The 20,932-nt window shown below is 61.8% G+C and carries 19 protein-coding genes and 2 tRNA genes; all 21 read right to left on the minus strand.

Annotated elements, in window-relative coordinates:
* Positions 1-5: 5 nt before the first annotated feature.
* Positions 6-923: a signal recognition particle-docking protein FtsY gene (ftsY, locus tag AAAX31_RS06435; RefSeq protein ID WP_117769597.1), complete on the minus strand. Its 918-nt coding sequence runs from the start codon at positions 921-923 to the stop codon at positions 6-8.
* Positions 923-4,459 (minus strand): chromosome segregation protein SMC, encoded by a 3,537-nt coding sequence (gene smc, locus AAAX31_RS06440; protein WP_226802750.1) that lies wholly within the window; start codon positions 4,457-4,459, stop codon positions 923-925. The genes ftsY and smc overlap by 1 nt, the downstream gene beginning before the upstream one ends.
* Before the next feature lie 10 nt (positions 4,460-4,469).
* On the minus strand, positions 4,470-5,195 hold the full coding sequence (gene rnc / locus AAAX31_RS06445) for a ribonuclease III (protein ID WP_117716046.1): 726 nt from the start codon (positions 5,193-5,195) through the stop codon (positions 4,470-4,472).
* 3 nt (positions 5,196-5,198) lie between these two features.
* Positions 5,199-5,441: an acyl carrier protein gene (locus AAAX31_RS06450; protein WP_349076610.1), complete on the minus strand. Its 243-nt coding sequence runs from the start codon at positions 5,439-5,441 to the stop codon at positions 5,199-5,201.
* A gap of 114 nt (positions 5,442-5,555) precedes the next feature.
* Positions 5,556-6,575, minus strand: coding sequence for a phosphate acyltransferase PlsX (gene plsX, locus AAAX31_RS06455; protein WP_217107858.1), 1,020 nt, complete (start codon positions 6,573-6,575; stop codon positions 5,556-5,558).
* A gap of 87 nt (positions 6,576-6,662) precedes the next feature.
* A complete protein-coding gene (gene rpmF / locus AAAX31_RS06460; protein WP_022094017.1) occupies positions 6,663-6,842 on the minus strand; it encodes a 50S ribosomal protein L32 in 180 nt (59 codons plus the stop codon).
* 64 nt (positions 6,843-6,906) lie between these two features.
* The gene (locus AAAX31_RS06465) at positions 6,907-7,461 is read right to left on the minus strand and encodes a DUF177 domain-containing protein (protein WP_217107857.1); all 555 of its coding nucleotides are present in this window, start codon (positions 7,459-7,461) and stop codon (positions 6,907-6,909) included.
* Positions 7,461-7,958, minus strand: coding sequence for an ATPase (locus tag AAAX31_RS06470; protein ID WP_040358176.1), 498 nt, complete (start codon positions 7,956-7,958; stop codon positions 7,461-7,463). Before AAAX31_RS06470 ends, AAAX31_RS06465 begins: the two co-directional genes overlap by 1 nt.
* Positions 7,959-8,026: 68 nt before the next feature.
* Entirely contained in the window at positions 8,027-8,524 is a 498-nt protein-coding gene (gene coaD, locus AAAX31_RS06475; protein WP_117820276.1) for a pantetheine-phosphate adenylyltransferase, read from the minus strand.
* The gene (gene rsmD / locus AAAX31_RS06480; RefSeq protein WP_217107856.1) at positions 8,517-9,173 is read right to left on the minus strand and encodes a 16S rRNA (guanine(966)-N(2))-methyltransferase RsmD; all 657 of its coding nucleotides are present in this window, start codon (positions 9,171-9,173) and stop codon (positions 8,517-8,519) included. The genes coaD and rsmD overlap by 8 nt, the downstream gene beginning before the upstream one ends.
* The gene (recG, locus tag AAAX31_RS06485) at positions 9,170-11,347 is read right to left on the minus strand and encodes an ATP-dependent DNA helicase RecG (RefSeq protein ID WP_217107855.1); all 2,178 of its coding nucleotides are present in this window, start codon (positions 11,345-11,347) and stop codon (positions 9,170-9,172) included. The genes rsmD and recG overlap by 4 nt, the downstream gene beginning before the upstream one ends.
* 10 nt (positions 11,348-11,357) lie before the next feature.
* Positions 11,358-13,019: a DAK2 domain-containing protein gene (locus AAAX31_RS06490; RefSeq protein WP_217107854.1), complete on the minus strand. Its 1,662-nt coding sequence runs from the start codon at positions 13,017-13,019 to the stop codon at positions 11,358-11,360.
* 27 nt (positions 13,020-13,046) lie between these two features.
* Complete coding sequence (locus tag AAAX31_RS06495) at positions 13,047-13,436, minus strand: Asp23/Gls24 family envelope stress response protein (RefSeq protein WP_187361832.1); 390 nt, start codon at positions 13,434-13,436, stop codon at positions 13,047-13,049.
* A gap of 161 nt (positions 13,437-13,597) precedes the next feature.
* A tRNA-Asn gene (locus AAAX31_RS06500) sits at positions 13,598-13,672 on the minus strand.
* Positions 13,673-13,705: 33 nt separating this feature from the next.
* Positions 13,706-13,780: transfer RNA gene (locus AAAX31_RS06505), tRNA-Asn, on the minus strand.
* 188 nt (positions 13,781-13,968) lie between these two features.
* On the minus strand, positions 13,969-15,318 hold the full coding sequence (rpoD, locus tag AAAX31_RS06510) for an RNA polymerase sigma factor RpoD (RefSeq protein ID WP_217107853.1): 1,350 nt from the start codon (positions 15,316-15,318) through the stop codon (positions 13,969-13,971).
* Between the two features lie 110 nt (positions 15,319-15,428).
* Positions 15,429-17,537, minus strand: a complete 2,109-nt coding sequence (gene dnaG, locus AAAX31_RS06515) for a DNA primase (protein WP_217107852.1) — start codon at positions 17,535-17,537, stop codon at positions 15,429-15,431.
* Complete coding sequence (gene ribF / locus AAAX31_RS06520; RefSeq protein ID WP_226790715.1) at positions 17,530-18,537, minus strand: riboflavin biosynthesis protein RibF; 1,008 nt, start codon at positions 18,535-18,537, stop codon at positions 17,530-17,532. Before ribF ends, dnaG begins: the two co-directional genes overlap by 8 nt.
* A complete protein-coding gene (truB, locus tag AAAX31_RS06525; RefSeq protein ID WP_217107851.1) occupies positions 18,534-19,466 on the minus strand; it encodes a tRNA pseudouridine(55) synthase TruB in 933 nt (310 codons plus the stop codon). The genes ribF and truB overlap by 4 nt, the downstream gene beginning before the upstream one ends.
* A 15-nt stretch (positions 19,467-19,481) precedes the next feature.
* The gene (locus AAAX31_RS06530; RefSeq protein WP_217107850.1) at positions 19,482-20,525 is read right to left on the minus strand and encodes a DHH family phosphoesterase; all 1,044 of its coding nucleotides are present in this window, start codon (positions 20,523-20,525) and stop codon (positions 19,482-19,484) included.
* A complete protein-coding gene (gene rbfA / locus AAAX31_RS06535) occupies positions 20,518-20,928 on the minus strand; it encodes a 30S ribosome-binding factor RbfA (protein ID WP_006234038.1) in 411 nt (136 codons plus the stop codon). Before rbfA ends, AAAX31_RS06530 begins: the two co-directional genes overlap by 8 nt.
* Between the last annotated feature and the right edge of the window lie 4 nt (positions 20,929-20,932).

Consider the following 20,932-nt stretch of genomic DNA (forward strand, 5'->3'; position numbering starts at 1 on the left):
ACTCCTTAATTGGACTCGCCCACCAGGGCGCGGCAGAAATCTTTGGCATTAAACTCCTGCAGGTCATCGACCTGCTCGCCCACGCCGATGCGCAGGATGGGAAGCTTGAGCTTCTCGGCCACGGCCATGGCGATACCGCCCTTTGCCGTGCCGTCGAGCTTTGTCATGATAATACCGTCCAGGCCCAGCGCCTCGTTAAACTCGAGCGCCTGGTTCAGGCCGTTTTGGCCTGTTGCGGCATCGATTACGAGGACGACCGAGACGGGCATGGGGCCGGCGGCCATATTGGCGGCGCGCTTACGCGTCACGTTGACCACCTTGGCAAGCTCGCGCATGAGCTCGGGGCTCGTGTGCAGACGACCGGCGGTGTCGATAAGCACCAGGTCGCTGCCGCGCTTGTCGGCCTCGTCGAGCACGTCGTAGCAAACGCTCGCCGGGTCGGAGCCGCGGTCGCGCTTGATGACGGGAACGCCGGCGCGCTGGCCCCACACATCGAGCTGCTCAATGGCGGCGGCGCGGAAGGTGTCGGCTGAGCCGATCACGACGTTCTTGCCGCGGGCAGACATGGCGCTCGCGATCTTGCCGACCGTCGTGGTCTTGCCGGCACCGTTAATGCCCACAAACAGCACGCAACTCGGCGTGTCGGCGAACGGATCGCGCTCGACGGGCACAAAATGCTGCTCGAGCTGCTCGGCCAGGGCGCGACGGAGCTGCGGGGCGGTCTTAAGGTTCTTCTTGGCCGCGGCATCGCGCAGGTCATCGGACACCTGGATCGCGACCTCGGCACCCATGTCACCCATGACGAGGGTGTCCTCTAGGTCCTCCCAAAAATCCTCGTCGACCTCGCCGCCAAAGTAGAAGACCTCGTTGAGGGCCTCGCGGCTGCGCTCAAGTCCGCGCGAGAGAGCATCGAAGAATCCCATTATGCATTCACGACCTTTCCGGTTTCGCGATCGAGTTTTTGCGAGACGACGCGACTGACGCCGTCGGCTTGCATCGAGACGCCGTAGAGGACGTCAGCGTCCTCCATAGTACGGCGCTGATGCGAGATAACCAAGAGCTGCGTATCGGAACGCAACACGTCGAGTGCGCCGATGAGCTTGGACAGGTTGGCGTCATCGAGCGCCGCCTCGACCTCGTCCAGCACATAGAACGGCACCGTACGCGTGCGATAGACAGCAAAGAGCAAGGCGAGCGCCGTCAGGCTCTTCTCGCCGCCCGACATGAGCATCATCTTGGTGATGCGCTTGCCACGCGGCTGCGCCACGACCTCGATGCCCGTCTCGGCCGGATGCTCAGGGTCGGTCATCTCCAGATGTGCCTGGCCACCCGGAAACAGCATGGCGAAGATCTCGCGGAAGTTCGCATCGACCTTCTCGAAGGTCACCAGGAAGGCCTTGCGCATCTTACGGTCAATGGCCACGGTGATCTTGGTGAGCGCCTTGCGCGCGCTCTCCAGATCGGCCAGCTGCTCCTCGATGTAATCGGCGCGGCGCTTGAGCTGCTCGTACTCCTCCATGGCAACCTGGTTCACAGGGCCCAGGTTGTTGATCTGGCGCACGAGCTGGTTGAGCTCACGCTCGGCAGCGTCACGGTCGGTGGGCGCAGGAAGCATGAGCGCCTCCTCGAGCACCGTGGTGCCATCGGCGGTAATGGCCTTGATAGCCGCCTCTACCTGCACCTCAAGCTTGCCGCGAGCGACCTTGAACTCGTTTTGCGTCGCGGTGGCGGCATCGACCCGCTCCTTGGCGCGGGAGACCTCGGCCTTGGCGTCCTCAATGGTCTTCTTAAGCGAGGCCGAGTCAGCCTCCTCGAGCGAAGCCTGGTCACGCAGACGCGAGGCCCAATCCGACGCGCGCTCCAGCAGGGCCGAATAGCGTTCGTGCATGGGATCGACGCGCAGGCGCAGCAATTCGAGCGAGCGCGAGGCCTGGCGTGTTCCGCGGATACGACGGTCGATGCCCTCAAGACGATGCTCAAGGTCGGGCACGCGGCCCTTCAGCGAACGCAGGCGCTCGCTCGTCTGGGCCAGGCGCACCTTGGCATCGGCGAGCTTACCGGCGGCCTCGGAATCGTCACGGCGAACGCGGTCAAGTTCGTCGTTGGCCTCGGCAATCTGCAAGCCCAGATCGCTTGCCTGCGCGCGGGCCTCGTCACGCGAACGGGTGAGCTCATCAACCCGCGGGCGCGCAGCGCGAACGGCTTCGGCGGCCTGCTCGCGGCGCTTGGAGATGCGCACGCGCTCGACCTCGGCATTGTTGGCGCTTTGCTCCAAGCGGCCGATCTCGGAAAGCAGCGAGCGGCGCTCGCCCTCAAGACGGGCAATCTCACCGGCGACATCGCCCTCAGCGGCACGCGCTTCCTCAACGGCCGCATTGGCCTCGACGACCTGATCCGACACATGCTCAAACACAGCGGCCAAATCGGGCTCAAGCCCCTCCAGCTCGCGAATGCGACGCTTACGCTCCAGAGCACCCGACGCCTCGCCGGCATCGAGGCCCACACGCACCAGGCCGCCGCAGGCGACGCGGGCGCCATCGGGGGTCACGTAAGTCACGCCGTCAACGACCGGCGCCGAAAGCGCGGCAGAAAGATCGTCCACTACGTAATAGCCGCCGAGCAGCGCCTCGACGACGGGTCCGTAGCCTGCGCGCACGGACAGACGATCAACCAGGCGGGTACCGGCAGCGCCCTCAGCGGCGGTAGAGCCGCTCACGCCGCGCGCCACCAGCAATGCCTCGCCCGAGGCCTTCTTTTGGTCCAGAGCCGCACGACCGGCACGCTCAAGCGTGGCGGCGTCATCAAACAGCAGCGCATCGATATCGCCGGCGAGCAATTGCTCAACCAGGCCCTCAAGCTCGCGCGGGGCCTCCAGCACGTCGCCCAGACGACCCAAGACATCGTCGCCCAGCACACCCACCAGACGGCTCACGAGCGGCGAGCTGTCGGCCATGCGGGCATCGAGTTTCTTTTGGCTGGCAAGCTCCGAGCGCACCTCGGACAGCTTGTTGCGCGCCTCACTCTCACGATTACGCAAGTCCTTCAGGGCTGCACGGGCGACCTCGGTGGCCTCACGTGCATCGGCCTGGGCCTGGCGCGCTTCCTCAAGAGCGCCTTCAAGCTCCTCGGCGCGGTCACGACGGCTCTCGAGCGAGGCCATGACCTCCTCGAGCTGCTCGTCAATCTGCTCCAGGCGCGAGGCATACATGTTGTCCTCGACCTCGGCATTGCTCAAGGAATCCTTCACCTTGGCGAGCTCGAGCGCGGCATTATCGGCTACGCGCTGCACATCGCGTTGCTCACGCGTAAGCTGCGAGATCTGATTGTCGAGCGCCACGCGCCGCTCGTGGAGCTCGGCAGCGGCAGGGCCAGCGGCGTCAACGTCCTCCTGGGCCTGCATGTGCGCACCGGTCACTTCCTCAAGCTGCGCACGCGCGTCCTCGAGCTCCTCGACCACGCGACGACGCTGATGCTCGGAGCTCGAAATCTGTCCGCGCATGTCAGACAGGCGCGACACCATGTTGTGGCCCTTTTCCTCGAGCAGGCGCATGTCGGAGTTAATGCGGCCGACCACATCTTGCATATGACGGCGCTGCTCGCCCAGGTCGCCCACAAACAGGCCCTTTTCCTCGAGCATGACCTGAAGCTTCTCGAGCTCGCGCTCCTTTTCGCCCAAGCGGTACTGCGCAAGCTCAAGTTCGGCGGCACCTTCCTTGGAACGGCTCTCCAGGTCGTTCCACTGCGACTGCAGCGAACGCAGCTCGTCGACGGCTAGCATCTGCGTAAGCTCGTTCGCGCGCGAGGACAGCTCTTTATACTTGCGCGCGCGATCGACCTGACGCTCCAACGGTCGCAGCTGACGGGCGATTTCCTTATTGATGTCGCGGGCACGTGTCAGGTGCTCGTCCATCGACTTAATCTTTTTGAGCGCGCGTTCCTTGCGGCGCTTGTGCTTGGAGATGCCGGCGGCCTCCTCGATGAGGGCGCGGCGCTCCTCCGGGCGGCTCTGCAAAATGGCGTCGAGCTTGCCCTGGCTGATGATGGAATGCGTATCCTTACCCAGGCCTGAATCGTGCAGGATGTCCTGAATGTCCATCAGGCGGCACGGACTCGAGTTGATGAGGTACTCGCTTTCACCCGAGCGATACATGCGACGGGTGATGGCGACCTCGTCAAAATCGACGGGCAGCATATGGTCCGAGTTATCGAGCACCAGCGTGACCTCGGCGATACCCACCGGCTTGCGCGCTGACGAGCCCGAGAAGATGACGTCCTCCATGGCCTGGCCGCGCAGCTGCTTGGCGCTCTGCTCGCCCAGGACCCACAGAATCGAGTCAGAGATGTTCGATTTTCCCGAGCCGTTGGGACCGACGATGACGGTCAGGCCCGGCTCAAACGTCATATGGGCGCGATCGGCAAACGACTTGAACCCTTTGAGCGTGAGGGACTTGAGATACACGGTTCCTCGCTTACACGTGCTTCTTGTTCAAAATCACGCCGTTGGTGGTGTAACCCATGCGGTCGAGCGCTTCGAGCGCGGCGGCTCCCTCGGCTTCCTTCTTTGAGGAGCCGGAGCCGCGACCCTGGCGAATACCATCGATCAAAACCACGGCGGTAAAGGTGGGCGCATGCGCCGGGCCCTCGGAGCCAACGAGCTTGTACGCCGGGGGCTCGTGACCGTCGGCTTGCACGCACTCCTGCAAAAACGACTTGGGGTTCGCAGGATGCTCGGCACGCTCGGAAGCCAAATGCGGCTTAAGCGTACGGTGAATGAACTCTGCCGCGGCATCCCAGCCAGCATCCAGGTACAGCGCGCCCACGAGCGACTCATAGACGTTCTCGAGCGCCGAATGCAGGCCGCGCGCACCGGTACCGGTCTCGGAGGCACCAAAGATGATGATGTCGTCGATGCCCAGCTCGTGAGAAACCTCGGACAGCGTAGCGCCCGAGACAAGCGACACCTTCAGGCGCGTGAGCTTGCCCTCGTCAAACTCCGGATAGGATTCAAACAGGGAGCGTGCGACCACAGCGCCCAAAATGGAATCGCCCAAGAACTCAAGGCGCTCATAGCTGGCAGAAACCGGCTGGCCCTCGACTGCCGAGGGATGCGTAAGGGCCGCGCGCAGCAGCACCTTATTATTGAACTCATGGCCCAGGATTTCCTGGGCGCGCGTAAGTCGTTCAGACAAAGCCAAGACTTAGGCCTCCCTGGCATTTTCGATCGCGTCGACGGCGTCGGCGACAGAGTTGAGCGAGAGCAGAGTCTCGTCATCGATCTCGAGGTTGAACTCGTCCTCGATAGCCGTAACCAGCTGCAGGCGCTCGAGCGAGTTGGCATCGAGGTCGTCAAAGGTGGTCTCATCGCTAATTTCGGCAACATCGACGCCCAGAACGTCAGCAGCGACCTCGACGATCTTGTCGAAGATTTCGGAGCGGTCCATAGCGCTTCCTCTCATAGTGCATGAATACCAAAAGAATGGTACCGCCCGGGCGGTACCAAGACACGGTTCTGATTCTACCCCACGACGCACGCCCCGAGACGCATAACGCCGCTGTTATAAAACGATGCCGTCCATGGAGTTGGCGACATTCTCGACCAGCCCGGCGCGCACGGCTTCGGCCGCCGCGAGCGTACCGTTTTTAACAGCCTCGACCGAAGTGGCGCCATGGCCGATCAGGACCACGCCGCGCAGGCCCAAAAGAATCGCGCCACCCTTGGCGTCGCCCGAAAGCTTGGCCTTTATCTCGCGCATCTGCTTTTTAATGAGCAGCGCGGCGATCTTGGTGCCAAGCGAAGACATAAAGGCACCCTTGAGTTCCTGCAGCAAAAACTTGGCAGCGCCCTCGGTGGCCTTGAGCGCAATATTGCCCGACATGCCATCGGCAACGACGACATCGAAGTTACCGGAGGTGATGTCCGTTCCCTCGCAGTTACCAAAAAAGCCGGGAACGGCGGCTTTCATGGCCGGGAAGCAGGCCTTGGTAAAGTTGGAGCCCTTCTCGTCCTCGGTGCCGTTAGCAAGCAGGCCCACGCGGGGATGCTCGATGCCCAGGACGACGCGAGCATAGGCGCTACCCATCTGAGCAAAACGCACCATGTCATCGACCTCGACATCGGGGTTGGCGCCCATGTCGCACAGGACCGTCAGGCCGCCGGAACGATTGGGCAGCGCATTGGTGAGGCACGGACGCACCGGCTGCTTCTTGCCCTCGGCCTGATACCTAAATGGCGTCACGTAAGCGGTGGCCGCGGCGGTCATAGCACCAGTAGAACCAGCAGAGAAGAACGCGTCCGCGTTGCCCTTCTTAATGGCGCGGCAGGAAAGCACAATCGAAGACTTGCGCTTGGTCATCACGGCGCGAATGGGATCGTCATCCATGGCGATAACGTCGGGTGCCTCAAGGGCCTCAACACGTGCGTGGGAAGCAGCAAAGGGATTGACGATTTCGGCGGGGCCAGCTGCCAAGACCTCGATATCGGGATCGGCGGCAAGTGCAGCCTCGATACCATCGAGAACGACCTGAGGTTTCTCGTCTCCACCCACAACGTCTACACAAACGCGAACGTTACTCATATACATGCTCCTTATACAAAAATGGCCGACTCATTGAGCCGGCCATTGTGGTTCCATTTGGAACGGCATCGCATCCAGAGTATACCGTTACTCGGTAACGATAACCTCGCGGTCCTTGTAGAAACCGCAGCTGGGGCACACGTGGTGCGGAAGCTTGACAGCGCCGCAACGGGGGCACGTGGACTGAGCCGCAGCCGAGATCTTCATGTTGGCGGAACGACGGGTGTGAGTGCGGATACGACCCTGCTTTTGTTTAGGTACGGGCATAGTGACCTTCCTTATGAACTATCCAGTGTGGCGATTACGCGCAAGTAGCGATACTACCACAGTTTTACTCATCGAGCTTGAGATTCTTCAATGCTGCAAATGGATTTTCCGTGGCAGCGGCCCATTCCGCCTCTGCCTGGGCGGCGCAATCGCATTGCTCGACGTTGAGATTGCAACCGCATGTGGGGCACAGACCACGGCAATCGGGCTTGCAGAGCACTACAAACGGCGTGTCCATAACGACCGCGTCATTGATGGGCTCACCCAGATCGACTAGACGGTCCTCACCCAGGAGCTCGTAGCCGTCCTCGTAGGCCTCGGGATCCTCGGGCTCCTCAAAGAGGTAGAACTCCTCGATCTCGCCGGCGATATCAAACGAGGCGGGCTCCAGGCAACGGTCGCACTCGCCGGTGGCGTGCGCGCGGACCATACCCGTGAGCAAGACGCCGGTACCGGCATTGGTAAAGACAACGTCGTAGTCGATGCCGTCCTGCAGCTGGTAGTCCTTCTCGCCCACCGTGTAGGTGGGGACATCGACCTTACCGGTCAGCGGATACGAATCTCCAGGAAACTCGAGCTGCTCAGAAAGATCGACGGTAACGCTCGGGAACTCAGCCATTACCACTGACCATTCTGTTGGGCGGCACCCTCGTTGAGCTGCTGACGGCAACGGGTAACGGTGCCGGTCAGACTCTTGAGGTTTTCCTCAAGGTGCGTAAAGACCTGCTCTGCGTAGTCCTCGGCAGCATAACGCGTCTCGCGCTCGTACTGCTGGGCACGATCGCGGATGTCGTCGGCCTGCTGCTGCGCAAGGCGGACGATCTCCTGCTCACCGGCAATGGTGAGGGCCTGCTGCTGAGCGTCGGCGATGATGGAATCGGCCTGAGCGGCGGCGGAAGCCATAAGCTCCTCGCGCTCCTTAAGGATACGGCGGGACTTCTGCCACTCCTCGGGATAGCTCATGCGGATCTCGTCGAGGATGTTGAAGAACACGTCGGCGTCGATGACCTTGAACTGAGCGTTCTTGCCGAAAGGCGGCTTGGCTTCCTCGATCAGCCCTTCGAGCTCATCGACCAAGCTGACGATCCTATCGCCAGGAAAATTCTCGCCCGGCATCCGGTCTCCTTTCATAGGTAACATATCATCGTGCTAGTTTACCACATGCCACCAGGCAATAAGAAACGTCACGAAAAGCGATGTTTGAGCGCTTCGACCACGTTGGGCGGGACAAACGTCGATACGTCACTACCGAGCGAGGCGATCTGGCGAACAACCGAGCTTGAGATATAGCCGTACTGCGGCGCGCTCATGACAAAGATGGACTCCAGCTCGTTATCCAAGCGATAGTTGAGGTCGGCCTGCTGCAGCTCGTACTCAAAGTCGGTCATGGCGCGCAGGCCCTTGACCACGGCCCCCGCCCCCTGCTCACGAGCGAAGTCGACCAGCAGGCCGGTAAAGGGCAGGACCTCAACGCCGTCGATATCACCGAGCGCCTCGCGGGCCAGCGCCACGCGCTCATCGAGCGTAAACGTGGTGCCCACACCGTTTTTACCCTGCGACTCGGCAACAGCGACGATCACGCTGGGAAAGATGCGGCGGGCGCGGCGGATCACATCGATATGGCCAAACGTGATGGGATCGAAGGTGCCCGGGACGATCACGCGATTGATGGTGTCACTCATGAGCATCCTCCTGAAACGTCGTGGCATCGTTGTTGTCAGCATCGGTGCCGGCGCTATCGCCCTCACCATCGTCATCGCCGACCCAACGAAGCAGGTCGACCGAGGTAATGCCGTAGCGCTTCTCACGTACAGTCTCAAAGTCTGCCGGATGCGCGCCCGCATCGGCGGCGGCATGCTCAAACAGGGCATAAGCGCCAGGTGCAAGCAGACCCTGCTGAGCCAAGTTCTGTAGCAGTTCCTCGACCGGCTCGGCACCAAAAGCATAGGGCGGGTCGAGTAGGACCAGATCAAAGGGGCCGCCCGGTACACGACCGCGCGAGGCACTCGCCAGCATGTCGCCCGTGACCACGCGCCAACGCGCACGGTCGCGGCAGAGCGACTCGATATTCTTGGTAATGAGCCGCGCGGCGTTGCGATCGATCTCAAACGTCGTGAGCGAGCGGGCCCCACGAGAGAGCATCTCTAACCCTAAGGCACCGGAGCCGCCAAAGGCGTCCAGCACACGAACTTCGTCCAAATCGAAATCGAATGCCGACATGACCATAGATGCGCACGCCTCGCGCACGCGATCAGTCGTGGGGCGGGTGACATCGCGACCACGGGGCTCCTCGATCTTACGACCGCGCCATTCGCCGCCGATGATTCTCATCCTCCGCTGACCTCCTTAAAGATATGTCGATAACGCATGGCGACCGCGTCGCGCAAGGGACGCGTCGCCACAGAGTCAAGGTTGCAAGCATACCTCAAGAGCTCGACCGCGTCCAAATGGGCCCATTCGATAAGGTCCTCATCGGCGTCCAGGTCCACAAAGCGCAAGGTCACACCGCCGTGCTGGCGGTACCCCAGGATTTCGCCCTCGTGGCGCAGGCGCAGGTCCATCTGGGCGAGCGTAAAGCCATCCGAGGTTTTTTCGAGCGATTGCAGACGATCTTGCGCCGCCGACGCGCCGCCGTTGCCCTTGGAGTGCGTCATGACCAGGCACGTGCCCGACACGCTGCCGCGGCCCACGCGACCGCGCAGCTGGTGCAGGGCCGCCAAGCCAAAGCGCTCACCGTTCTCGATGACCATGACGGTGGCGTTGGGCACGTCGACACCCACCTCGACCACCGTGGTCGATACGAGCACGTCGATCTCGCCGCGCTTGAAGGCATCGATCACGCGGTCCTTCTCCCCCGCCGGCATGCGGCCGTGAAGGCGCTCGATGACAAGACCCGGCAACGCCAGGCGCAGGCGGTCGAGCTCGGTTGCCGTATCGTGCAGCGGCACGGGGACGGTTACGCGGCCCTCATCGTCGCGGGCAATACCGGGCACGTCTTCCAGCTCATCGGCCGAGTCACTCGGCTCCACGAGGGGGCAGATCACATAGGCCTGCTGGCCCTTTTCATGCGCCTCGCGGATGGCGCCGTAGGCCAAGTCACGGCTCGACTCGGTGAGCACGCGTGTCGTAACGCCTGCCCCCGGAACAGGCCGATGGCGAATGATGCTCGTGTCCAGGTCGCCATAGACAGAGAGCGCCAACGTACGCGGGATCGGCGTCGCCGTCATAACGAGCAGGTCCGCACCGGGGCCCTTGGCGCGCAGGGCATTGCGCTGGCCCACACCAAACCGGTGCTGTTCATCGATGACCACGAGCGACAGATGCTTGAACGCAACGTTATCTGAAAGCACCGCGTGGGTGCCAAAGAGCACGTCGAGCTCGCCCGATTCCAGCTGGGCATGAATGCGCTCGCGCTCTGCGGCCGGCGTGGCACCCGTCAGAAGCGCCCAGGACATGCCGGCCTGAGAGAGCAGAGGGCCGGTCTTATCGGCATATTGGCGCGCCAGCACGCCCGTGGGCGCCATAACACAGGCCTGCGTGCCGCTATCGGCAGCCACAGCCAGCGCGCAGGCGGCAACGGCGGTCTTACCGGTACCGACATCGCCCAGCAGCAGGCGGTTCATCACGCGCCCGCCATCGCACATATCGCGCAGGATATCTTGGAACGCGGCCTCCTGCTCGTCGCTCAGCGAAAACGGCAGGGCTTGCTTGAGTGCGGCCAGGTGCTCGCCCGCGGTGTGGGCATAGGGCACCACATCGACTAGGCCGCCATCGTTGCGCAGGCGCAGCGCCAGCTGAAGGTAAAGGCACTCCTCATAAGCAAGGCGACGTCGCGCGATATCCCGCTCAGCCATACTCGATGGAAAGTGGATCGATCGAAGCGCGCGGGCATTGCTCATCAGGCGTCGCTTGACGCGCAAGCGTGCGGGAATCGGGTCGAAGGGATTGCCGACGACCTCGAGCGCGCCGCTTACGATGCGGCGCATCCACGCCTGGCTCACGCCGTCACTCACATAATGGACCGGCAGGATGGTGCCTGCGGCACGCCCATCCTCGAGCTTTTCAAAGTGCGGCGAGGCCATCTGCTTAAAACCGTAGGCAAATTCAACCTTGCCCATCACGGCCAGGCGGTCGCCCTGCTTAAGCTGTTGGGCAATCCAGGGCTGGCGGAAAAAGGCGACCTGCAGCACGCCCGTCTCGTCAACGAGTGAGACCTCGGTCACCTGCATGCGCGGACGCGGCTGCTTTTGGACGATACGATCGACCGTGGCGATGATGGTGCACACGGTACCGATGGGCGCCATCTCGATGGACCACGAACGGGTAAAGTCGAGGTATCGATGAGGAATATGGAGAAGGAGGTCCCCCACTGTCCGAATTCCCAGACGGCGAAGGGCCTCCTCACGTTTACCCGAAACATATTTGAGTCGCGCGATATCTTCGTCGAGCGCATTGCTCTGGGCAAAGCGCTCCGAGACGCGCGGCACGGAGCACAGCTCGGACATGGGCAGTTGCCTACTCGATCGAGAAGATCACGGGATAGAGCGGCTGCTCGCCACGATGGGCGTCGATCTCCAGGTCGGGCTGAGCCTCCTCGATAGCGTCGACGATCTCCTGGAAGGCCTCATCGGACAGCTCCTCGCCGGCCAGAATCGTCAGCGCGTCACCCTCCTCTTCCTCCTGCATGCGGTTGATGCAGTCGAGCGTGACCTGCTTCACGTCGGAGCCGACCACGTCGATGGAGCCGGCAATGATGCCCATGACGTCGCCGGAGTGAATCGGCGAGCCGTCCGAGGCGCTGGAATCGCGCACGGCGCGGGTGACCTCGCCATCGCGGACCTCGCTGATGGCGTCGACCATGGCGGCGACGGCGTCCTCAAGCTCGGAATCGGGCAGGACCGCGAACAGCGCGGAGAAGGCCTGCGGGACGGTCTTCGTGGGAACGACGGCGACCTTCTTATCGGCGCAGGCAGAGGCAGCGGCCTCGGCAGCCATGCGGATGTTACCGTTGTTGGGCAAAATGATGACCGAGGTCGCGTTGACCTGGTCGACGGCGCCCAGCAGGTCGGCGGTCGAGGGGTTCATGGTCTGGCCACCCGAGACGATCACGTCAACGCCGAGGGACTTGAGGATGTCTGCCTCGCCGGAACCGGCGGCAACGGCGACAAAGCCCAAGGCCTTGGCGGGCTCGGCGGCCTTCTCCTGGTCCTCGTGAATCTTAGCGGTACGGTCGTGGGCCTCCATCTCCATGTTGTGGATAAAGACCTCATAGATCTGACCAAGCTGCAGCATGTGCTCGAGCACCAGGTTGGGGGTGTTGGAGTGCACATGGATCTTGTAGTCGGGGTAGGCACCCACGAGCAGCTCGCAGTCGCCCATGGAGCCCAGGAACTTAAGGCACTCGTCCTCGTCAAACGGGGCGTCGGCCTTAAAGAGGAACTCGTTGCAGTAGCGGAACTCCGAGCCCTCCCAATCGTCATTGGCCTCGATCTCAACGCGACCAAGGGCCGCATCGCGGGCAGAGCCAGCGGAATCAAACGTGGCGGAGAAATCCTCGACAACGGTGCTGCGGCCAAGCGCGGCGGCAACAAAGTTCTCCAGGAAGATGGCAAAGCCAAAGGCGCCGGAGTCGACCACGCCGTTCTCTTTGAGGACGGGCAGCAAGTCGGGCGTGCGAGCGACGGACTGATACGCCTCAACGACGATGGCATCGAGCGAATCCTCAGCCGAGAACTTCTTCTTCTCGCACTCGTCGGCCTTAGTCGAGACATCGCGCAGCACCGTGAGGATCGTGCCCTCGATGGGCTTACGGACGGCCTGGAAGGCGACCTTGACGGCACGACGGAACGCATAGGCGATGTTGGCGGACGTAATGGGATCGTCGGCAGAGACGAGACCCTCGGCCACACCGCGCAGGATCTGCGAGGTGATGACACCGGAGTTGCCGCGGGCGCCCATGAGGGAGCCGTGGGTGATGGCGCCGGCGATGGCTTCCATATCGGCATCGGCAGGAAGGGCGGAGAGCTCCTTGGTCACCGAAGCGAGCGTGAGCGACATGTTGGTACCGGTGTCGCCGTCGGGTACGGGGAAGACGTTGAGCTTGTTGATCTCCTCGGCCTTGTCGGAAACAGCAGCCGCAGCGATCGGAAAACAGGTGCGAATGGTCTTTGCAATCATGGGTATTTGAATCTCCGTTTTCGGATGCTAGTTCAGACGGCTCTTGAGCGCGTCGATATGGATGCCGATCTTAAGGCTGGCGGGATCGATCTGGGCGATCTCCTGCAGGGTGAAGGCAACGGAGCTCGAAAGATTGTGGCAGACGGACTTCATGTTGACGCCGTTCTCGAGCACGACGTGAAGATCGACCGTAAGGCCGTTCTCGTCGGCGGAGACAAGCACGCCCTTGCGGAGGCGCTGACCGGCAAGCAGGCGCACGCTCTCGGCGCCCTGGAGCTGCTCAGCCATACCGACGACGCCATAGCACGTCATCGCGGCATAACCGGCAATATCGGCAATAACGTCGTTCGAGACGCTCAGGCTGCCGTTAATGGTCTCAGACACAAGAATCTCCTTATCTGGTGCTCGCGGCACCATCTCGTGGGAGCAATCATTGCAATATTCTACAACGACCGCGCCATGTTGAGGTGGCGAGCCTCGGGATTACATCCTCGACACGAAATGTTGATACGGTAACGTTCGCGAACAGCGATCGCGGCATGAAAAAACCCGCCGCATAAGCGACGGGTTTTACAACCTGGCTCCCCGGGTAGGACTCGAACCTACAACAGCGCGGTTAACAGCCGCGTGCTCTACCATTGAGCTACCGAGGAATTTAAAGCCCAACGGAAAGGGCTGGAAAATTCTGGCTCCCCGGGTAGGACTCGAACCTACAACAGCGCGGTTAACAGCCGCGTGCTCTACCATTGAGCTACCGAGGAATAGGTGCGTGCTCTCAAGCAACGAAGTTTATTATACGGACGAATCAGCTTAGGGCAAGAACTTTTTTAAGAAATTTTCCGACCCAGTCATTGGGGACGTTCTTGAACGACTAGTCATTCAAGAACGTCCCCAACGACTACATGAAAGCGCCCCCAAGCAGATGTGCTTGAGGGCGCTTCTTGCTTGACTAGCTCTCGATATAGTCTTTGAGCTTGCTGCTACGGCTGGGATGGCGGAGCTTGGCCAGGGTCTTGGACTCGATCTGGCGGATGCGCTCGCGCGTGACGCCAAACTCGCGGCCGACCTCCTCGAGCGTACGGGGATGTCCGTCGACAAGACCAAAGCGCAGCTCGATAACCTTGCGCTCACGATCGGCAAGCGAGTCGAGCACCTGGGTGAGCTGCTCCTGCAGCATGGAGAAGCTGGCCGCATCGGGCGGAACGATAGCCTGGGAGTCCTCGATGAAATCGCCCAGCTGGGAATCCTCTTCCTCGCCGATGGGGGTCTCGAGCGACACGGGCTCCTGCGAGATCTTCTGGATCTCGCGGACACGGTCGGCGCTCATGTCCATCTCGGCACCGATCTCCTCGGGGGTCGGGTCGCGACCCAGGTCCTGAAGGAGCTGGCGCTGCACACGGACGAGCTTGTTGATGGTCTCGACCATGTGCACGGGAATACGGATGGTACGGGCCTGGTCGGCGATCGCGCGCGTGATGGCCTGACGGATCCACCACGTGGCGTACGTGGAGAACTTAAAGCCCTTCTGGTAGTCGAACTTCTCGACGGCGCGAATCAGACCGAGGTTGCCCTCCTGGATCAGGTCCAGGAAAAGCATGCCGCGACCGACATAGCGCTTGGCGATGGAGACGACCAGACGAAGGTTTGCGCTGATGAGCGCCTGCTTGGCTTCGAGGCCCACGTTCTCAATGCGCGTAAGACGACGCATCTCGGCACGCGTGAGTTCGAGCTCACCAGCATCGGCAGCCTCGAGCTTCTCGGTGGCCTCAAGACCGGCCTCGATCTTCATAGCCAGATCGACCTCTTCGGAGGCGGTCAGCAGGTCGACCTTGCCGATCTCCTTGAGGTACATACGGACCGGGTCGCCGGTCAGCATCACCGTGGAGGCGTCGATGCCGCGCACGCGCGAACGCGAACGGGACGTGCGCACGGCGCGCTTCTTCTTGCTCTTGGAAGAACCCATCTCGGCGTCGGCTTGACGGGCCATCTTGAGCTCGTGATCGTCGAGCGAGCCGGAATCGTGCTCGTCGTCGTCATCGAAATCGTCGGTATCGGTATCGTTATCGTCATCGTCGACGTCCATGGGGGCGTCGTCGTTACCGCTCGCGGAGATAATCTGGATGCCGCTGTTGCGCAGCGCGGAATACACCGCGGTGAGCTGCTCATCAGTTACATCGATATCCTTCAGGGCGACCTGAATCTCGTCCTCGGTTACCGAAGTCCTGTTTGAGCCGTTGCCCATAAGCTTTGCAACGTAGGATTCCAGCCCAGTACCCGTGCTCTCAGTCTTTTTTGGCACAGATTCTCCCTTCATAGTCCACAGGACTCAATACTTTAGCACACACAGTGACGTCTATACCCAAAAAGAGGACTGGATATAGGCGAGAATACGCTGGTTGACCACAACATCTAGGCTTGTTCGGTGCCTGCGGCCTCCAGGCCGATCAAACGAAACGGGTCTGCCACGCCGCCGATCGACTTTTGCAGTTCGCGCTGACGCTGCGAATCCTGCGCGGCCTGCACGGTCAGCGCGCGACGGGCCTCATCATCGAGCGAACGGTCCTGGCGCAGCTTGGCCTGTGCGGCACGCATGCGACGCTTGATGGTGTAGAGCTCGAGCGTATCGAGCATAAACACGATGTTCGTCTCGGTGGGGTGCTTGCTCGTCGCCGAGATGCGCCCGGCACTCACAAGCGTTGCCGCATCGGGACACACTGAGCGCGCCGCATCCATGCAGGCTGCAGGATCGGTTCCCGGCGGCGTTGCCAGAACGGCCCATGCGATGGACTCGTGACGTGGGTCAACCCACTCGATGGAGCAGATGCGGTCGGCATACGTGCGGAACAGGTCGGGGTAGCTCGTGAGCATCGTCAACAGTTCGCGCTCCCCTGCCAAGGACTTGCGTTCAAGATCGGTAAGAACCATCGGCGCCGCCGCAGCCGGTGCGCCCGAACCGTCAGCCGCAGGCACAGCGCCCATACCATCAGGCACATCGATCGGCGGAAGATCTTCGACGACCTCCACGGGCGCGGCACCGTAGGCATCAAGCGGGACGTAGTCGTACGGCTCTTCTTCGACCGGCGCGGACACCGGCGGCTTCGCGCCCGATGCCCAAGCACCGCGACCGGCATCGCGAGAACCCGACGTCCGACCGCCCGCGCTACCGGACCGCTCAGCCTGTGCCCGCTGGCGCTCATAGTTCTGCTCACGACGTCGTTCCACATCCTCGCGCTTGGCGACATCGCGAAACACACGGCCCGAGCTCGCGCGCACGGTCTCCAGATCCAAACCCAACAGGTCGGCAATCTGGATAAAGTACGTGTCGATCATATAGCTGTCGCGCAACGGATAGATAAGCGTCAGCGCATCCTCCAGCGCCTTGGCGCGACCGCCCGGCGTGGTGATGTCACTCGACTCCTGCAGCGAACGGTACACAAAGTCCATGAGAGGCTCGGCGGCGTCAATGCGTTTCTGCAGCTCCTCTCCGCCGTGCGCCGTGATGAACTCCATGGGATCGTTACCGTCGGGCAGCACCACACAGCGCAGGTCCATCGAATCCTGCTCAATAAACTGAATCGCACGGCGAGCGGCCTTTTGGCCGGCGGCGTCACCATCGAACATGTACACGATGCGCTTGGCAAAGCGGATGAGCGTCTTGACATGATGCTCCGTGAGCGCGGTGCCCAGCGTGGCGACAACGTTTTTAATCCCCGCCTCCCAGCAGGCGATGCAATCGGTATAGCCCTCCACCACGACGGCGGTATCCTGCGCGACGATAAACTCCTTGGCCCAATTAAAACCGTAGAGGTTTCGCTTTTTATGGAACACGCTCGTCTCGGCGGTGTTGAGATACTTAGGCTGACCGTCGCCCATAATGCGACCGCCAAAGGCAATGTTGTGACCCTGCTCGTCAAAGATGGGGAACATCACGCGGTCGTAAAAGCGGTCGGCAAGCTGCCCGCGCCCGCGGCTCACGGCAACGTTGGCGTCGATCATCTCCTGCGGGGTAAAACCCGCCTGGGACAGGTGCGACACCAGCGCGTTACGGCCCGGTGCAAAGCCCAGGCAGTAGCGGCGGCAGACGTCGCCGCCCATGCCGCGGCTGGCAAAGTACTCGCGCGGACGGCCGTCCTTACCGCGCATGAGCATGGTGTGGTAGAACTGGGCGGTCTCGGCGCACAGATCGTAGATGCGGGCACGCTTGGTGCCGCGCTCGCGGCGATCTCCGGTGTCATGCAGCTCAATACCCGCGCGATCGGCCAAATAACGGATTGACTCGGGAAAGCTCAAGTTCTCGCGCTTCATGATATACGTGAAAACGTCGCCACCCTCGCCGCAGCCAAAGCAATGCCACACCTGCGTGGCGGGGATAATGTGGAAGGACGGCGTCTTTTCGCCATGGAAGGGGCAGCATCCCCAAAACTCATGGCCGCGGGGCTTGAGCTCGACCGTTTCCTGCACGATGGCAACCAGGTCAGACGCAGCGCGTACCTGGTCTTTTTCCTCATCGCTAATCACGGATGCTCACCCCCTGCTTGCCCAAGTTGTGACGAATATCTTCGATATTACCCTCGACGGTCGCAATCAACTCATCCAGCGAATCGAACACACGCGACGGACGCAGCCAACGCGTAAACGCTAGCGAAACAGAAGAGCCGTACAGGTCGCCCGTATAACCAATTAAATTAGCCTCGAGATGCGCCGAAGCGACATCGTCGGCATACGTCGGCGGCAGTCCGACGTTCACGGCAGCGGGCCACGCGGTGTCATCGACCAGCACCAGACCCTCATACACGCCATCGGCAGGCACCTGAATACCGTCGGGAACCTGCAGGTTTGCCGTGGGAAAGCCCATGCCAGAACCCTCGTGACGGCCGCGAATAACACCGCCACGCACCATATACGGACGGCCGAGTAACTCAGCAGCAAGCTCCACATGGCCCTGTCCCAGCTCATGACGAATGCGGGTGGCGCAAATGGCCTCACCGCCCTCGCAAAGCAAGTCGTGCCCGTATACGTCAACGCCGCGCTCGGCACCCCAGGCGCGCATCTCGTCAACACCAGAAGCACCGCCACGACCCAGCCTAAAGTCGCTGCCAACGCGAATCGATCGAATGTCGACCAGACGCGACACCAGCGAGAGAAAAGCAACATGGTCAAGCGCCGCAACCTCAGGCGTAAAGGGAACGGCCACCACCGCATCGACCCCAGTTTGAGCCAGGGCATGCAGACGGTCGGCCGTCGTCATCAATTTTTGAGCGGGCGAAGGGCTCACCACGACGTCCGGGTCGGGATCGAAGGTAACTACGACCGCCTTGCAGCCATGGGCACGGGCATCACGGACAAGCGCCGCAATGAGCTCCCGGTGTCCACGGTGAACGCCGTCGAACACGCCGATGGCAATCGATGCGGCACCCAGGTGCTCACACTTATCAAACACATCGGCAGTAACGATGCGAGCCTCGTCCGACTCGCCCGCGAAAAAGATACGCGCGAGCTCGCGAACGGACAACATCATCGAACACCGCCGATTGCCTGCGGAAACACGTGCTCCATGACAAAGCGGCCACCCTCAATGCGGGCGAGCGCCTTGAGTCCCCCATCGAGCACCAACGCAAACGGCGCCTTCGAGGCATCGAAATCGGCAAGCGCACGCTCAACGGGAATGCGTCGGCCGCAGAGAAGGTCGTCGGCAAGATTGCCCGGCAAGTCAACACGTGTGGCGCCCAGGGCCGCAATGGGATCCAGGGCAAAGCCAGCCGCGGACTCGGGAGAAAGCTCCTCGACCGCATGACAAGCGCCAATGGAAACAACACCGGAGGCCGTGCGGCGCAGCGCGGAAATGTGCGCGGCGCTCTCGCAGGCGCGGCCCAGGTCGCGAGCGAGCGCTCGGATATAGGTTCCCTTGCTCACCGAGAACGCCACGGTCCACACGCACGTATCACCTTCGCCGCCCACGGCGATCAGGTCGGCGGCATAGACCTCGACGGGACGCGGAGGTAGGTCCACCGCATTGCCCTCGCGAGCAGACTTGTAGGCACGAACGCCATTGACCGAGATAGCCGAAAACGCCGGCGGCACCTGCATCTGCGGACCCAGCATGGAGGCCAATTGCTCACGCGCATAGGCAGGATCGCGGAGCTCGTTGGCAACAGCCACCGTGCGGACCGCCTCGCCCTCCGCATCATCGGTATTCGTCTCGGCGCCAAACGAAATATCGGCGACGTAGCTTTTGGTATCGAGCGTGAGCATGCCCAGCAGACGGGTGGCCTGGCCCACACCCACCACCATGACGCCAGATGCCATGGGGTCGAGCGTGCCGGCATGGCCGACGCGCCGCTCATGGAGGGCGCGTCGGCATTGCGAGACCACATCGTGGGACGTACAGCCCACCGGCTTATCGACGGCGAGCAGCATATTCAGTTGTGAAGGCGTACGACGAGCCATGTACCATCCAAAAAGTTAAAGCTCGACGGTCACCGAAGCGGGATCCTCCCCTACCAGCTCGGCCAGCATGGGAAGTGCCACGGTGAGCGTCTCGAGAATCGTTCCGTTGTTGGAGAAACCGGCGGCAGCATGATGCCCGCCACCGCCAAAGTTGGCAGCAATCTCGGACACATCGAGGTCCCCCTTGGAGCGCAGGTTGCCACGCACCTTGGTATCGCCCTCAATGCCCTTTAAGAACATGCAGACCTCGACGCCCATCACTGAGCGCACCACGTCAACCAGGCCGTCGCACTCATCCGAGGTGACACCGCAAGCCTCAAGGTCACTCTGGTACGCGTAGCTATACGCGACGCGCCCGTGGGCCACTGTCTTGATGCGGCCCATAACGATGGACTTGAGGTGCAAAAACTCAACGCGCATGCTCTGATATACCTCGAGTGCCACACGCGCCGGATCGGCACCGTGGGCAACCAGTCGCGAAGCCGCATGGAACGCAGCGGCATCGGCGTTTTGGTACTGAAAACGGCCGGTATCGGTAACCAAGCCGCACAGCAGGCAGGTCGCAACGCCATCACGGGCGACAATGCCACAGTTGTCCAAGAAGCGGTCGATGATCATAGCGCAGGCTGCAGCTTCAACACGCCTCAGGCTCAGTTCGGCAAACTCCTCGCGAGCCGGATGGTGATCGAAGCACACCACATGCTTGGAGCGACGAAGCACCTCAGCAGAGTCGTTGAGGCGCTCGACGACCGGTACGTCCACCGAGATGAACAGGTCCGGATTGCCAGTGTACGCAGATGCCGGCACCAGGCGATCGGAGCCTTCCATAAAGCGGTAGATACGCGGAACCGGGTCATCGTCTGCCAGCAGCAGGGCAATGTCCTTGTTGGGGAAAAACTTCATGAGCGAGAGGCCCAGACCCAGCACGGAGCCCAAGGCATCGCCATCGGGAGAAGTATGTCCCGAAATCGCAATGGAGGACGCACCCTCGATGAGCTCGAGGATGCGTCGCTGAATATCTGCAGACTCGCACGAGGCGAGGTCGGCGGAATTAGTCATCTAAAGCTGCCTCCTGGGCGGCATCCGCTATCGGATAGCCGTCCTCGTCCTTTTCGATCGCAAGCGTGGCGGGAACGTTTTCCAGCGCACGCGTGATGCGCTCGGCCTCATCGGTCGAGCGATCGATGCGAAAATCGAGCTCGGGCGTAACACGCCAATCGAGCGAGCGAGCCAACAGGCTGCGAATACGGCCCTTGGCGCTTGCGAGCGCCTCCATGACCTCATCGTAGCGGCTCGCATCGCACGACACGTACACACGCGCGAACGAACGGTCCACCGCGACCTCGACCGCGGTCAAAGTAACTAGGTCGAGACGCGGATCGGAAACCTCAAAGAGCAGGATATAACCAAGCTTCTCGCGAAGCTGCTCGCCCAGACGGCGGGTTGCCTGCGTTTGCTTCATAGCG

The organism is Collinsella sp. CLA-ER-H5 (genome assembly GCF_040092375.1).
In the GTDB taxonomy this organism is placed as follows: domain Bacteria; phylum Actinomycetota; class Coriobacteriia; order Coriobacteriales; family Coriobacteriaceae; genus Collinsella.